The following is a 14,035-nucleotide window of genomic DNA, read 5'->3' on the forward strand; positions in this document are numbered from 1 at the left end:
TCGGTGTCCGCCCCGGGGGGCCTTCTTCTTGTTTCCTCGCCCCCGCCGCCCCTACCCGTCCCGTCCCCAGGGGCTCCGCCCCTTCGACCCCGCCAGGGGGCTGTGCCCCCTGGACCCCCCATCGGCCTGAACGGCCTCGTCCTCAAACGCCGGACGGGCTGGAAGAGGCCGCTCGCCGCGTCTTCGAACGCCGGACGGGCTGGAAGATGCGGGCTGGAAGGTGCCGTGGCGGCTCGCCGTGGGCCTCTCCCTGGGAACGATGCCTGGCCCCGGAGTTCCTACGGCAGCATCGGGTAACTGCCCGTGTTCGTGGGCGCATGCTCCGGCAGCCACAGCACTGCCACCGCGCCCTCCGCCGGTACGTGATCCGGTGCGCCCGCCGGGCGTACGTTGCGGAAGGTCAGGCGGGCGCCCAGGACACGTGCCTGGCCGGCGGCGATCGTGAGGCCGAGGCCGTGGCCGTGGCCCGCGCGGTCGGCGCTGCCCGTGCGGAAGCGGCTCGGGCCGTCGGCGAGGAGGTCGGAGGGGAAGCCGGGGCCGTGGTCTCGGACCCGGATGACGCGGCCCTCGACGGTGACCTGGATCGGCGGTTTGCCGTGCCTCGCCGCATTCGCCAGCAGGTTGAACAGCACGCGTTCCAGGCGGCGCGGGTCGGTCGTGAGCATCGACTCGTGCACCACCCGCACCTCGACGGCCGGGTCCTTCGCCGCCACCCGTCGGGTGACGAACTCGCCGAGCAGGATGTCCTGCAGCTCGGCCCGCTCGGAGGCACTGTCGAGGCGGGCCACCTCCAGGACGTCCTCGACCAGGGTGCGCATGGCTTTCGCGCGGTCCAGGACCAGCTCCGTCGGGCGGCCCGGCGGAAGCAGTTCGGCCGCCGTCAGCAGGCCCGTCACCGGGGTGCGCAGCTCGTGCGCGATGTCCGCGGTGACCCGGCGCTCGGCCTCCAGCCGCTGCTGCAGCGTGTCCGCCATGGCGTCCACCGCGCGCGCCAGGTCGTCGGTCTCGTCCCGTACGACCCCGCCGATGGCGTCCCGTACCCGTACGTCCGACTCGCCCCTGGCGACCTGGTTCGCGGCGGCCGCCGCCTTGCGCAGCCGGCGTGAGAGCTGGCCGCCGATGAGCACGCCCAGCGCACTGCCGCCGAGGACGACCGCGATGGAGCCGATCACCAGGGCCTGGTCGAGGTCCTTGAGGATGTCCGTGCTGCGGTCGGTGAAACCGGTGTGCAGCGACAGCACATGCCCGTCCTTGACCGGCACGGCGGCCCAGATGTCCGGCGCGCCGCCCGGTCGGTCGGTCACATATGTCGCCCGCCGGCTCTCCTCGACCTTCGCCCGCAGCGCCGAAGGCAGCTGCGGGTCGTCGATCTTGATGTTGGGGAAGAGGGTCCGGCTCGGGCTCTCGTAGTTGCGCTGCGCGATCCGGATGCGTTCGTCCGCGAGGTCGCGTGCGTTGTCCAGCATCGAGACCCGGGCCGCGTTGTGCACGACCAGGCTCAGTGCGATCGCCACCAGCGCGCCGACCAGTGCGATGGCCGCGCTGAGTTTCCATCTGAGGCCCGTGCGCATGCCCGTGCCCTCTGCGGCGTGCGCAGTGGCCGGGCGTCGGAAGATCCCCCGCATGTTCCTGGTGTCCTCGCTCAGGCCTTCAACTTGTAGCCGAAGCCGCGGACCGTCTCGATCCGGTCCTGGCCGATCTTCGTACGCAGTCGCTGCACGTGGACGTCCACCACGCGCGTGTCCCCGCCCCAGCCGTAGTCCCACACCCGCTCCAGCAGTTTGTCGCGCGACAGGACGGTGCCCGGCGCGGAGGAGAACTCCAGGAGGAGTCGCATCTCGGTCGGTGTCAGCGCCACCGGCTGCCCGGCCCGGTGCACCTCCATGCCTTCGGTGTCGATCTCCAGGTCGCCGAAGCTCAGCACCCCGCCGGCCACCTCGGCAGGGGCCTCGTCCGCCCGGTCGCCGCCGCTGGCGTGCCCGAAGCGCCGCAGCACCGCACGGATGCGCGCGACCAGCACGGCGCCGTCGAACGGCTTGGTCACGTAGTCGTCGGCGCCCGCCTCAAGGCCCAGCACGACGTCGATCGAGTCGGCCCGCGCGGACAGCATGATCACCGGCACGGTCGACTCGTCGCGGATACGGCGGCACAGGCTGACCCCGTCCAGGCCGGGGACCATGACGTCTAGCAGCGCGATGTCGGGGCGGTTGGCCCGGAACGCCTCCAGGCCGGACAGCCCGTCGGGCATCGCGGTGACCGCGAAGCCGTCCCGCTCCAGGGCGAGCTGGGTGGCCTCGCGGATGACGTCGTCGTCCTCGACGAACAGGACATGGGTCTGGTCTGCCATCCCGCTGCTCTCAGTTCTCGTGTCGGTCGTGGCGTACGCACTGCTGCTGGGTGATCGCTCCGAGCGGTCCGAACGGTTCACGAAGACGGCGGCGCGTCGTCCCCGACGGAGTTGCTGTAGTCGTTGCGCGTGTTGAACCGCTTGACGAAGTGGCCCGAGGCCCAGATGTACGTGGTCACGATCTCACCGGACGGATTCGACATCGGATCGTCCTTCTCGTACACCTGCTTGGTCACCACCAGGTCGCCGCGGTCTATCTCCGCGTAGACCGGGGGTTCCTCTACCCGGAAGACATTCTCGTACCGACCGCCTTGATCGCGATACACGTACGAGCCGACTCCGACCTGGTCCCCGCAGGTCAGCACGTTCACCACGATGTCGTCGGAGTATCCGCCGGTCAGTTCGCCGTACGACACGTCGATCGGGTACCCGTCCGCGACGCACGGCTTCAGGCCGTGCTTGACCTCAGCGGAGACCATCGGGTCGTCCTTGACGAGCTTGACCGCGTCCACATGCGCGGTCTTCGAAAGGCTGGGCGTGGGCGAGGCGGTGGGCGAGACAGCGGCGCCCATCACCGAGTCGGCGTGCGCCGGGCCCTCGTCACGGGCGCCGGTGCCGCCGGTACCGCAGGCGGAGACGAAAAGGGCGAGGGCGGCGAGCACGGCCACCGCCGTGTACGCCGCCTGCATGGTCCCTCGGCCCGAGTCGGTCAGACCGCGCAACGCTCCTGCTCCCCACGCTCCAGCGCGCGTGCGTCCAGATCGCGGCTCTCCAGCTCCTCACGGAGCCGGGCGAGCGCCCGGTGCAGCGTGCTCTTGACCGTTCCGGCCGACATGCCCAGGGCGGCGGCCGTCTCCTCCGTCGACATCTGCTCCCAGTGTCGCAGCACCACGACGCTTCGCTGCTTGGGAGCCAGCACCTTCATGATGTCCATCAGCAGGGCGCGGTCCGCGTGCTGCTCGGTGGAGTCGTCGACCGAGGCGTCCGGCAGCTGCTCGGTGGGGACCTCCTCCAGCTTCCGGGCCCGCCACCACTCGGTCCGCGTGTTGATCATGACGCGACGAAGGTAGGCGTCCGCGAGCCGCTTGTCCGCGATGCCCTCCCAGCGGCCGTAGGTCCGCACCAGCGCCGTCTGCAGCAGGTCCTGCGCATCCACAGGGTCCGGGACCAGCCGGCGGGCGCTGCGCAGCAGCGCGTCCTGTCGCGTGCGGACATACTCCTCGAACTCGAGCACCTCGCCCTGCGCCATGTCGAACCGCCTCCCGATCCCCGTTCCCGGCCGGCTTGATCGCCGTCGGTCTGTTCCGTAACAGCCCGCTTCTGCCGGGCACGCAAATGAAGCTACGGAGGTGTTGTCACGGCGCTGTCCGAAGCAGCGCTCGGCTAGCACTCGGCTGTCCGTCGGTTGTGTAACGGACGTAGGAACGGGGTAAACGGGCACCCCGAATCACGTGGTTATGGGGTGATTTGGCGGGTCGATGGGGTGTGATGCGGCGTGACGTTACGAGGGGTTACGTCAACGGCAGCCGATACAAACCACCGGACAGCGGCTCCACGAGACCGTCCGCGACGAGCCCGTCGAGCGCCCGCGCGCGCTGCACCGGCTCGTGCCACACCCGGTCGAGGGCCGACTGCGGCACGGGTGCGTGGGCCTCACGCAGTACGGCGAGCAGCTTGCCGCGCACCTGCCGGTCCGTGCCCGCGTACGTCTGCCCGCGCCGCGGCGGTCCGTCGTGCTCGGGCTTGCCCGCGAGCCGCCAGGCGCACTGCGCGGCGATGGGGCAGCGGTGACAGGTCTCGTTCTTGGCGGTGCAGACGAGCGCGCCGAGCTCCATGGAGGCGGCCGCCCACCGCGCGGCGGTCCGCTCGTCCCCGGGCAACAGGGCGCGGGCGAGCTTCCGTTCGGCGGCTGTGGTCGCGTTCGGCGGGTACTGGACGCCGGTCACGGCGCGCGCGAAGACCCGGCGGACGTTGGTGTCGAGGACGGCGTGGCGCTGCCCGTACGCGAAGGAGGCGACGGCCGCGGCCGTGTACTCGCCGATGCCGGGCAGCGCGAGGAGCTGGGCGTGGTCGGTCGGTACGTCCCCGCCGTGCCGCTCCGTTATGGCCACGGCGGCGCCGTGCAGCCTGAGGGCGCGGCGCGGGTAACCGAGCCGGCCCCAGGCGCGGACCGCCTCGCCGGGCGCATCCCGGGCCAGGTCGGCGGGGCGCGGCCAGCGGGCCAGCCACTGCTCGTAGACGGGCAGCACGCGGCTGACCGGCGTCTGCTGCAGCATGAACTCGCTGACCATCACACCCCAGGGGCCGGCTTCCGGGAGCCGCCACGGCAGGTCGCGGGCGTGCTCGTCGAACCAGTCGATGACGGGGGCGTGGAGGTCCTCGCCGAGAGGGGAGCCGGCAAGGGCGTCGGCCGGGCCGTCGGCGGGGCTGCTGTGCGGGGGCTTCGTGGGCGCAGTCATGGCGTTTCCGATCCTGCCATGGCCCCGGTCGGTTGGGCCGCCGTCCCGCGCGCGGTGCGTCGTGCGGACCGGAATGATGATCCGGAAAAGTTGACGAACCGGCGGCGGGTGGGGCCAGGGAACCGCCCGATCTCTCGTACAGTTTGCGCCGTGGGATCTCTGCGCAATCCTGTCGGGCCGCTCCCCTCCTCCATCTACTGGCGACGGAGGGCCGTACTCGTGTCTGTGGTCGCCTTGTTGGCGCTGCTGATCACTTGGATCGTCCTGTCGGGCGGTGGCGGTGGCAAGAAGGACGACGGGGCGAACGGCAACACTCCCGCGCCCACGATCACTGCGGGGCCGTCGAGTTCGGGTCCCGCGATCAGCCAAGCGCCGGGCGGCCGTGACGAGTCGAGCGGCGGGGGCTCCAGCAGATCGGATTCCGGGGGCAGTTCGGGGTCCGGTTCCGGCTCGGACTCCGGATCCGGGGGCTCCGACGGGGCCGCCGGCGGCGGTACGGCCGGTGTCGGCTCCGGCATCGGGGTCGGCCGGGGCGACACCATTCCGGCGAGTTCCACGATCCCCAACTGCACGCCGAGCGCGGTGAGGTTGACGGTGAGCAGCCTCCACAACACCTACTCGCCCGGTCAGACGCCCGCTCTGCTGCTGACCGCGACGAACACCTCGGGCCTCGACTGCAAGATCGACCTCGGGCCGAAGAGCGCGGTGTTGACGATCACCGAGGCGGGCAGCGACAACGACTACTGGTCCTCCGCCGACTGCCCCCAGGGCTCCGGCAGCCTGGTGTTCCGGGTGCCCAACCGCAGCAGCATCACCTACACGGTGAAGTGGGACCGCAAGCCGAGCGCTCCCCAGTGCGCCACGCCTCCGGCGGGGTCGGCCGGGGCCGGTACCTATCTGGTGGAGGCGTCGGCACCGGGGTTCGCGAAGTCGCAGATCTCGTTCATGCTGAAGGACGACTAGGCGCTCCGCTGGGCGGTGCCGCAAATCGACACAGCCCCGCGCCCCTAAAGGGGCGCCGCCCGAACCGCAGCGCGCTTTGTACGGCCTGCTTATCAGACGTACCGCTCCAGGATCGACGACTCCGCCAGCCTGGACAGGCCCTCGCGGACGCTGCGGGCGCGGGCCTCGCCCACGCCGTCGACCGTCTGCAGGTCGTCGACGCTTGCGGCGAGCAGTTTCTGCAGGCCCCCGAAGTGCTCCACGAGACGGTCGATGATGGCGCCCGGGAGGCGCGGCACCTTGGCAAGGAGGCGGAAGCCGCGGGGCGATACCGCCGAGTCGAGCGCCTCCGGCGAGCCCGTGTAGCCCAGCGCCCTTGCCACCGTGGGCAGTTCGAGGAGCTCGGCGTGGGTGAGGGCGTCCAGCTCGTAGAGGGCCTCGTCGACCGTGCGGGAGCGCTTGGCCGTGGGCTCGGGAACGTAGTCCCGGACGACCAGCTCGCGCTCGGGCTCCACGCCCGCGATCAACTCGTCGAGCTGCAGGGCGAGGAGACGCCCGTCGGTGCCCAGTTCGACCACGTATTCGGCGATTTCGGTGGCGATGCGGCGCACCATCTCCAGGCGCTGGGCCACGGCCGACACGTCGCGGACCGTCACCAGGTCCTCGATCTCCAGCGCGGACAGCGTGCCCGCGACCTCGTCCAGGCGGAGCTTGTAGCGCTCCAGGGTCGCGAGGGCCTGGTTGGCGCGGGACAGGATCGCCGCGGAGTCCTCCAGGACACGGCGCTGACCGTCCACGTACAGGGCGATCAGGCGCATGGACTGGGAGACGGAGACGACCGGGAAGCCGACCTGCTTGGAGACCCGGTCCGCCGTGCGGTGCCGGGTGCCCGTCTCCTCGGTCGGGATCGTCGCGTCGGGCACGAACTGCACGCCCGCCCGCAAGATCTTCGACAGGTCGGAGGAGAGCACGATGCCGCCGTCGAGCTTGCACAGCTCGCGCAGGCGCGTGGCCGTGAACTCGACGTCCAGCACGAAACCGCCGGTACACATGGTTTCGACGGTCCGGTCGAAGCCGAGCACGATGAGACCGCCGGTGTTGCCGCGGAGTACCCGCTCGAGCCCGTCGCGCAGGCCCGTGCCGGGAGCCACGGCGCTCAGTGAGGCGCGCATCAGGCCATCGGCACCGGAACTCCCGCCGGACTTTCCGGGAGCTGCCGCCCGGTCGTTGGCTGCCACTGCACTCCTCCGGTCGCAGGTTCTGGGGCGCCCCCGTGTCACACATTCTGTTCGTACGGACGGGCGAGACCAGGGCAAAGTCTACCGGCGGTCCTCCTCGTCCCGTGGGGCCTCTCGGCGACGGGAGCGTGGAAGCACTCTCAGAGCGTCCCCTATGTCGGCGACTTCCAGGACCTTCATACCCGGAGGGATCTTGCCGGGGTCGCCCGGAACGAGCGCGTGGGTGAAGCCCAGGCGGTGTGCTTCGGCGAGTCGCCGCTGGACGCCCGTGACCCGTCTGACCTCGCCCGCGAGGCCGACCTCGCCGATCGCGACCAGGTTCTTGGGCAGCGGGGTGTCGCTGGCGGCCGACGCCAGCGCGAGGGCGACGGCGAGGTCGGCGGCGGGCTCGGAGAGCTTCACCCCGCCGACCGTCGCGGAGTAGATGTCCCGCTTGCCGAGCGCGCTGATCCGGCCGCGCTGCTCCAGGACGGCGAGCATCATCGAGACGCGGGAGGTCTCCAGCCCCGAGGTGGTACGGCGCGGGGAGGGGATCTGCGAGTCGACGGTGAGCGCCTGGACCTCGGCGACCAGGGGGCGGCGGCCCTCCAGGGTGACCGTCAGGCAGGTGCCCGGGACCGGTTCGTCACGTCTGGTCAGGAAAAGTCCGCTCGGGTCGGCGAGGCCCGTGATGCCCTCGTCGTGCAGTTCGAAGCAGCCGACCTCGTCCGTGGCGCCGTAGCGGTTCTTGACGCCGCGGACCAGCCGGAGGCGCGCGTGCCGGTCGCCCTCGAAGCTCAGGACGACGTCCACGAGGTGTTCCAGGAGACGGGGCCCGGCGATGGCCCCGTCCTTGGTGACATGGCCCACAAGGAGGGTGGACATCCCGCGTTCCTTGGAGGCACGGATGAGCGCGCCGGCCACCTCGCGCACCTGCGCCATGCCGCCGGGGGCGCCGTCGATCTCCGGGGAGGCCACGGTCTGCACGGAGTCGAGGATGAGGAGCGACGGCTTCACCGCGTCCAAGTGGCCGAGGACGGCGGCCAGATCGGTCTCGGCGGCGAGATACAGATGGTCGTGGATGGCCCTGATGCGGTCGGCGCGCAGCCGCACCTGGCTCGCCGACTCCTCACCCGTGACATACAGCGTGCGGTGCTCGTCGCTCGCCGACTTCGCCGCCACGTCCAGCAGCAGCGTCGACTTGCCCACACCGGGCTCGCCCGCCAGCAGCACCACCGCACCGGGCACGAGCCCGCCGCCGAGCACCCGGTCCAGCTCGGGCACACCGGTCGGGCGGGCGGTGGCCTGGCGCCCGTCGACCTGGCCGATGGGCACCGCGGAGGTGGTGACGCGCCCCGGTGTCGTCGTACGGACCGCGGGCGCGCCGTACTCCTCGATCGTCCCCCATGCCTGGCACTCGGGGCAGCGACCGAGCCACTTGGCCGTCTGCCAGCCGCACTCCGTGCAGCGGTAGGACGGGCGGTCCTTGGTGGACTTGGTACGGGCAGCCATGCCGAGAACCGTAACCGAGCCCACTGACAACGCCGTCTCTGCGGCGACCCCGAGCTCCCCCCTGCCCGCCGCACGCCGACCGGGCACATGATCCGACACTCCGCGAACCGGCCACCGCCGTCGGTAACCAGCCATGGAACAAGCGGTTCCTGTCCCCGATTGAGGGATCGTTTCACCCGTATGGATTAAAAGTGCTCAAGGGGGAAGAAGGGTTCATCCCGAGCCGCCTACGGTCCACGGATGAGCAGCAGCCCGGAGACCTCGCCCCGCATCACCGGCGCAGACCAGGCGCGCCGGGAGGCACGTGACCGTGCCGCTGCGCAGACGCTGGCGCAGCGGCCCCCCGGGCGTTACGAGCCGTATCTGGACGGGCTGTTCACCTACTGCCTGTCCGTGCTGTGCGACCACGACACGGCGACCGCGGCCCTGGGCGAGGCCCTCGCGCTCGCCGAGAAGCGCCGTGGCCCCCAGGCGCCGGGGGACCGCCGCGCCTGGCTGTACGCGCTGGCCCGCTGGGCCTGTCTGCGCAAGCTGGCGGAGGCCAAGCAGAAACGTCAGGGCATGCACGCGGCGGGCCGGCACAGCACCGAGAAGCAGCGGCCGGCAGAGCCCCCCGTCGCCGACGGGACCCAGGAGCAGCGCCGCCGCGAACTCGCCCTGCTGGCCTGGCCGGAGGCCGCCGGCACCAGCCCCGAGCAGCGCGAGGCACTCGAACTCGCCGTACGCCACCACCTCGCCGCCCACGAGGTCGCCGCCGTACTGGGCCTGGGCCTCGCCACCGCCCGTGAACTGCTGGCCTCCGCCGCCTGCGAGGTGGAGCGCACGCGCGCGGCCCTCGCCGTCGTGGAGACCGGCGGCTGTCCGGACGTCGCCCGGCTCACCGGTGACAACCAGCTGGTGCTCAGCTCGGCCCTGCGCAAGGAGCTCGTCCGGCACGTCGACGACTGTCCGCGATGTCGCCGCAGCGCCGAGCGGGCGATCCCCGGCCGCTGGCCCGGCGCGGTGATCACCCCCGCCGAGCTGCCCGTCCTCGAGGCTCCCCGGGCGGCCCTGCACATGGCGGTCACCCATCAGCCACGCGCGCGTGGCGGCGCTCTTCCCCGGTTCGACCGGCGCGGCTTCCCGATGGACCCCAAGGACCGCGCCGCCCGCCGCGACCGCCTACGCGCGCGTGCCGTCACGACGACGGTCGTCGCCACCGTGGTGGCGGCCCCCGTGTTCGCCCTGTGGGCCGCCTACCGGGGCTCACCGGCCGAGGGCACGGACGGCCGCTCCGCCACCGCCAGCGAGGCGCACGGCCCCATCAGCCTCGGCGGCGAGGCCTCCGGCGGCGGATACGAGAATGCCGGCAACGCAAGGAACCGGCCCGGCGGCCCCTTCGGGAGAGGCCACAGACGGCCCGACATCTCCGTGGAGGTCATCAGCGTCACCGGCATCAGCGGGAAGAGCGCCGGACACCTCCAGGTGTCGGCCGGCCACGACAGCGACACCACGCTCGTCACGCTCACCGCGACCGGACCCGCGCCCGTGCACTGGTCCGCATCGACGGGAGCCGCCTGGCTCTACCTCAGCCAGTCGTCGGGAACGCTCGCGCCCGGCGAATCGTTGACGATCAAGGTGTACGTCGACCACCTGCGCGAGCCGTCCGGCCCGTGGCGCGGACAGGTGGCGGTCTCACCGTCCGGCGCCGTCGTCTCCATCGAGGGCTACGGCACCGCGCCCAGCCCGACCGCCCCCGGTCCGAGCAGCCCCGGCACCCCGCCGACCTCGTCCACCCCGGAACCGACCCCGACCGCCTCGGACCCCACCCCGAGCGCCCCGCCCTCGTCGCCGGGCCCGCAGCCCACCCCCACCGACCCGGCCTCGACCGACCCGAGCTCGACACCACCGCCCGCCGACAGCGGAGCCACGAGCCCTGCGGCGTCGTGAGCGGAGCCCGCCCCACGCAGGTCGGTCTGCGGTTCGGCCGCGACCTGAAGGGGCGCGGGGCTGTCACATGTGCGGCTCCGCCGCGCGGGCGCGACCAGCCACAACGGGCCGCCAGACGATCGACGTCGATGGGCAATCGCCCCGCGGCGGAGCCGCACATCAGCGCAGCTCGCGGAGCGATTAGTCGACCGGATCGGCCGGATGCGGCGCCACCAGCGGCAGCTGCGAGGCCAGCCGCTGCTCGCACAACTCCACGAGGCGGTCGTAGCCGGCCTTGCCCATCAGCTCGGTCAGCTCCGCCCGGTAGGACACGTACACCGGGTCGCCCGCGCCGTGCGCCGAGGTCGCCGACGTGCACCACCAGTGCAGGTCGTGACCGCCCGGGCCCCACCCCCGGCGGTCGTACTCGCCGATCGACACCTGCAGCACCCGGGTGTCGTCGGGCCGGTCGATCCAGTCGTACGTCCGCCGGACCGGCAGCTGCCAGCAGACGTCCGGCTTGGTCTCCAGCGGCTCGCGGCCCTCCTTGAGGGCCAGGATGTGCAGCGAGCAGCCCGCACCGGCCGCGAACCCGGGCCGGTTCTGGAAGATGCACGAGCCCTGGAAGGGACGGGTCTGCCGGTCGCCGTCCTCGTCCTCCGAGACCCAACCGTGCGCCATGCCCTCGTCATGGTTCTGCCAGATCTCCGGCGTGAGCCTCGCCACATGCCCGGCGACGCGCTTCTCGTCGTCCTCGTCGGAGAAGTGGGCGCCCAGCGTGCAGCACCCGTCGTCCGCGCGGCCCGCCTGGATGCCCTGGCAGCCGCTGCCGAAGATGCAGTTCCAGCGAGAGGTGAGCCATGTCAGATCGCAGCGGAAGACCTGCTCGTCGTCCGCCGGATCCGGGAACTCCACCCACGCGCGCGCGAAGTCGAGGCCCTTCTCGTCCGCTTCCCTGGCCTTCTTCGACAGCTTCGCCGACTGCGGTGGCTTCACCTGCGAAGAACCCTTGGCGGACTTGTCGTTCTTCGCCCTTTTCGTCTTTGGCACAGGACCAGCGTACGGGTCTCGCAGCGCCATCCCATACGGAGGACCGCCCAGGTGGCAGTAGCGTTCCGTACATGAGACTCGGTGTCCTCGACGTGGGATCGAACACGGTGCATCTGCTGGTGGTGGATGCGCACCCTGGCGCGCGCCCCCTCCCCGCGCACTCGCACAAGGCGGAACTGCGCCTTGCCCAACTGCTCGACGAGAGCGGAGCGATCGGCCCCGAGGGGGTCGACAAACTGATCGCCGTTGTGCGCGAGTGCCTGCAGGCCGCCGAGGACAAGGGCGCCGAGGACGTGCTCCCCTTCGCGACCTCCGCCGTGCGCGAGGCCAGCAACGCCGACGACGTCCTCGCGCGCGTGCAGGCCGAGACCGGCGTCGAGCTGCAGGTCCTCTCCGGTGCGGAGGAGGCCCGGCTCACCTTCCTCGCCGCCCGCCGCTGGTTCGGCTGGTCCGCGGGCAAGCTGCTCGTCCTCGACATCGGCGGCGGTTCCCTGGAGATCGCCTACGGCATCGACGAGGAGCCCGACGCTGCCGTCTCCCTCCCGCTCGGCGCCGGCCGACTCACCGCCGCCTGGCTCCCCGGCGACCCGCCGGACCCGGAGTCCATAAGGGCTCTGCGCCGCCACGTAAGGGCCCAGATCGCCCGCACGGTCGGCGAGTTCGCCCGCTTCGGCGCCCCGGACCATGTCGTGGCCACGTCCAAGACCTTCAAGCAGCTCGCTCGTATCGCGGGCGCGGCGAGGTCGACGGAGGGCCTTTACGTCCAGCGCGACCTGAAACGCGAGTCCCTGGAGGCCTGGGTTCCCCAGCTCGCAGGCATGTCGGCGTCCCAGCGAGCAGAGCTCCCGGGCGTGAGCGAGGGCCGAGCGGGCCAGCTACTGGCAGGCGCCCTGGTGGCAGAGGGCGCCATGGACCTGTTCGGAGTGGAAAGCCTGGAGATCTGCCCGTGGGCACTCAGGGAAGGCGTCATCCTGCGTCGCCTCGACCACATGGGGTCGGTGTAGCGCCCCGGAGGGGCGCGGGGCTGTGACATCAGCGACTCCGTCGCGCGGCGCGACAAGCCCCCAGGAACCCGCACTCGCCTATGGCGAACCCCACAACGGCGAATAGGCGCACCGCAGACGACCCACCGCACCCCGTAACCTGTCGGCATGGCGGAGCCAGTCTGCATCCCGGATGCGAAGGTCGCGCTGTCCACGGCCTCCGTGTACCCGGAGTCCACGGCGACGGCCTTCGAGATCGCCGCGCGCCTCGGGTACGACGGCGTCGAGGTCATGGTGTGGACCGACCCGGTCAGCCAGGACATCGAGGCGCTGCGCAGACTCAGCGACTACCACCGCATCCCGATCCTCGCCGTGCACGCCCCCTGCCTGCTCATCACGCAGCGCGTGTGGTCCACCGACCCGTGGACCAAGCTCCAGCGCGCCCAGGCGGCCGCCGAGAAGCTCGGGGCGACCACGGTCGTCGTCCACCCTCCGTTCCGCTGGCAGCGCCAGTACGCCCGTGACTTCGTCACCGGGATCTGGCGCATGGCGAACGAGACGGACGTGCGGTTCGCCGTCGAGAACATGTACCCCTGGCGCTACCGCGACCGCGAGATGCTCGCGTACGCCCCCGACTGGGACGTGACGAAGGAGGACTACCGTCACTTCACGATCGACCTCAGTCACAGCGCGACGGCCCGCTCCGACGCGATGCACATGGTCGACCGCATGGGCGACCGCCTCGGCCATGTCCACCTCGCCGACGGCAGGGGATCGGCCAAGGACGAGCACCTCGTCCCGGGCCGCGGCAACCAGCCCTGCGCCGAACTGCTGGAACGTCTCGCCCTGACCGGTTTCGACGGTCACGTCGTCATCGAGGTCAACACCCGCCGTGCCATGTCCGGCGCCGAACGCGAGGCCGATCTGGCGGAGGCGCTGGCCTTCACCCGCCTCCACCTCGCCTCCGCGGTGAGGGTGCCCAGACCGTGACCGAGGCCCCCGACCCGACCGCTCGGCGCCGCGGCCGCCGTCCCCGTACGGAGTCCGCCGACACCCGCGACCGCATCCTGACCGTGGCCCGTGAGGAGTTCTCCGAGCGCGGGTACGAGAAGACGTCCGTACGGGGCATCGCGAAGGCGGCCGGCGTGGACTCGGCGCTGGTGCACCACTACTTCGGCACCAAGGAGCAGGTCTTCGAGGCCGCTATCGAGGTCGCCTTCGCGCCCGCGCTGAACGCGCCGGAGGCGCTCGCCGAAGGTCCGCTGGACGGCGTCGGCGAGCGGCTCACCCGCTTCATCTTCGGCATCTGGGAGAACCCCACCACCCGTACGCCCCTGCTGGCGATCGTGCGCTCCGCCGTCAACAACGAGGCCGCGGCCGCCGTCTTCCGCCGTCTGGTCGCCTCGCAGCTGCTGCGCCGCGTCGCCGCCCAGCTGGACCGGCCGGACGCGGAGCTGCGCGCCGAGCTGGCGGCCGCACAGCTGGTGGGGTGCGCGATGCTGCGCTACGTGATCAAGGTGGAGCCGCTGGTGTCGGCGGACGTGGAGCAGATCATCGCGCGGGTGGCGCCCGTGGTGCAGGGGCATCTGACCGGGCCCTGACCCCCGACGCGAGGTC

At 71.7% G+C, this 14,035-nt stretch carries 13 protein-coding genes; 5 read left to right on the top strand and 8 right to left on the bottom strand.

Features of this window, described 5'->3' with window-relative positions; all coding sequences use genetic code 11:
- Positions 1–278: 278 nt before the first annotated feature.
- The 5 genes from cseC to IH68_RS0133970 all read right to left on the bottom strand — a co-directional run bounded on the left by cseC (position 279) and on the right by IH68_RS0133970 (position 4,806).
- The gene (gene cseC / locus IH68_RS0133950) at positions 279–1,754 is read right to left on the bottom strand and encodes a two-component system sensor histidine kinase CseC (protein WP_420719021.1); all 1,476 of its coding nucleotides are present in this window, start codon (positions 1,752–1,754) and stop codon (positions 279–281) included.
- Positions 1,643–2,347 carry a two-component system response regulator CseB gene (cseB, locus tag IH68_RS0133955; RefSeq protein WP_030942676.1) on the bottom strand — a complete coding sequence of 235 codons (705 nt, stop codon included), beginning with the start codon at positions 2,345–2,347 and terminating at the stop codon, positions 1,643–1,645. Before cseB ends, cseC begins: the two co-directional genes overlap by 112 nt.
- A 77-nt stretch (positions 2,348–2,424) precedes the next feature.
- On the bottom strand, positions 2,425–3,069 hold the full coding sequence (locus IH68_RS0133960; RefSeq protein ID WP_030942677.1) for a hypothetical protein: 645 nt from the start codon (positions 3,067–3,069) through the stop codon (positions 2,425–2,427).
- Positions 3,057–3,596: a SigE family RNA polymerase sigma factor gene (locus IH68_RS0133965; protein WP_030942678.1), complete on the bottom strand. Its 540-nt coding sequence runs from the start codon at positions 3,594–3,596 to the stop codon at positions 3,057–3,059. Before IH68_RS0133965 ends, IH68_RS0133960 begins: the two co-directional genes overlap by 13 nt.
- 262 nt (positions 3,597–3,858) lie before the next feature.
- The gene (locus tag IH68_RS0133970) at positions 3,859–4,806 is read right to left on the bottom strand and encodes an A/G-specific adenine glycosylase (protein WP_030942679.1); all 948 of its coding nucleotides are present in this window, start codon (positions 4,804–4,806) and stop codon (positions 3,859–3,861) included.
- Between the two features lie 150 nt (positions 4,807–4,956).
- Here IH68_RS0133970 and IH68_RS0133975 point away from each other — a divergent pair, with 150 nt between their 5' ends.
- Entirely contained in the window at positions 4,957–5,769 is an 813-nt protein-coding gene (locus IH68_RS0133975) for a hypothetical protein (RefSeq protein ID WP_078912737.1), read from the top strand.
- A 92-nt stretch (positions 5,770–5,861) separates the two neighbouring features.
- Here the strand turns inward: IH68_RS0133975 and disA are convergent, their stop codons facing one another.
- Entirely contained in the window at positions 5,862–6,986 is a 1,125-nt protein-coding gene (disA, locus tag IH68_RS0133980; RefSeq protein ID WP_030942684.1) for a DNA integrity scanning diadenylate cyclase DisA, read from the bottom strand.
- 81 nt (positions 6,987–7,067) lie between these two features.
- Entirely contained in the window at positions 7,068–8,477 is a 1,410-nt protein-coding gene (radA, locus tag IH68_RS0133985; protein WP_030942685.1) for a DNA repair protein RadA, read from the bottom strand.
- A gap of 240 nt (positions 8,478–8,717) precedes the next feature.
- Here radA and IH68_RS0133990 point away from each other — a divergent pair, with 240 nt between their 5' ends.
- Positions 8,718–10,406: a BACON domain-containing protein gene (locus tag IH68_RS0133990; protein WP_030942687.1), complete on the top strand. Its 1,689-nt coding sequence runs from the start codon at positions 8,718–8,720 to the stop codon at positions 10,404–10,406.
- Positions 10,407–10,586: 180 nt separating this feature from the next.
- On the opposite strand, the gene IH68_RS0133995 is transcribed toward IH68_RS0133990, so the two are convergent.
- The gene (locus tag IH68_RS0133995; protein WP_030942689.1) at positions 10,587–11,435 is read right to left on the bottom strand and encodes a hypothetical protein; all 849 of its coding nucleotides are present in this window, start codon (positions 11,433–11,435) and stop codon (positions 10,587–10,589) included.
- Between the two features lie 71 nt (positions 11,436–11,506).
- Between IH68_RS0133995 and IH68_RS0134000 the strand changes: the two genes are divergently transcribed.
- The 3 genes from IH68_RS0134000 (at position 11,507) to IH68_RS0134010 (ending at position 14,019) form a co-directional block, all read left to right on the top strand.
- Positions 11,507–12,439 carry a Ppx/GppA phosphatase family protein gene (locus IH68_RS0134000; RefSeq protein WP_030942691.1) on the top strand — a complete coding sequence of 311 codons (933 nt, stop codon included), beginning with the start codon at positions 11,507–11,509 and terminating at the stop codon, positions 12,437–12,439.
- Positions 12,440–12,586: 147 nt separating this feature from the next.
- On the top strand, positions 12,587–13,408 hold the full coding sequence (locus IH68_RS0134005) for a sugar phosphate isomerase/epimerase family protein (protein ID WP_030942693.1): 822 nt from the start codon (positions 12,587–12,589) through the stop codon (positions 13,406–13,408).
- Positions 13,405–14,019, top strand: a complete 615-nt coding sequence (locus tag IH68_RS0134010) for a TetR/AcrR family transcriptional regulator (RefSeq protein ID WP_030942696.1) — start codon at positions 13,405–13,407, stop codon at positions 14,017–14,019. The genes IH68_RS0134005 and IH68_RS0134010 overlap by 4 nt, the downstream gene beginning before the upstream one ends.
- Positions 14,020–14,035: the final 16 nt, after the last annotated feature.

It is taken from the genome of Streptomyces sp. NRRL S-646 (assembly GCF_000720765.1).
In the GTDB taxonomy this organism is placed as follows: domain Bacteria; phylum Actinomycetota; class Actinomycetes; order Streptomycetales; family Streptomycetaceae; genus Streptomyces.

Bases quoted from the DNA above. Each gene is read 5' to 3' on its own strand.
- cseB (WP_030942676.1), bottom strand. From the start codon at position 2,347: ATGGCAGACCAGACCCATGTCCTGTTCGTCGAGGACGACGACGTCATC.
- IH68_RS0133965 (WP_030942678.1), bottom strand. From the start codon at position 3,596: ATGGCGCAGGGCGAGGTGCTCGAGTTCGAGGAGTATGTCCGCACGCGA.
- IH68_RS0133970 (WP_030942679.1), bottom strand. From the start codon at position 4,806: ATGACTGCGCCCACGAAGCCCCCGCACAGCAGCCCCGCCGACGGCCCG.
- radA (WP_030942685.1), bottom strand. From the start codon at position 8,477: ATGGCTGCCCGTACCAAGTCCACCAAGGACCGCCCGTCCTACCGCTGC.
- IH68_RS0133990 (WP_030942687.1), top strand. From the start codon at position 8,718: ATGAGCAGCAGCCCGGAGACCTCGCCCCGCATCACCGGCGCAGACCAG.
- IH68_RS0134000 (WP_030942691.1), top strand. From the start codon at position 11,507: ATGAGACTCGGTGTCCTCGACGTGGGATCGAACACGGTGCATCTGCTG.
- IH68_RS0134005 (WP_030942693.1), top strand. From the start codon at position 12,587: ATGGCGGAGCCAGTCTGCATCCCGGATGCGAAGGTCGCGCTGTCCACG.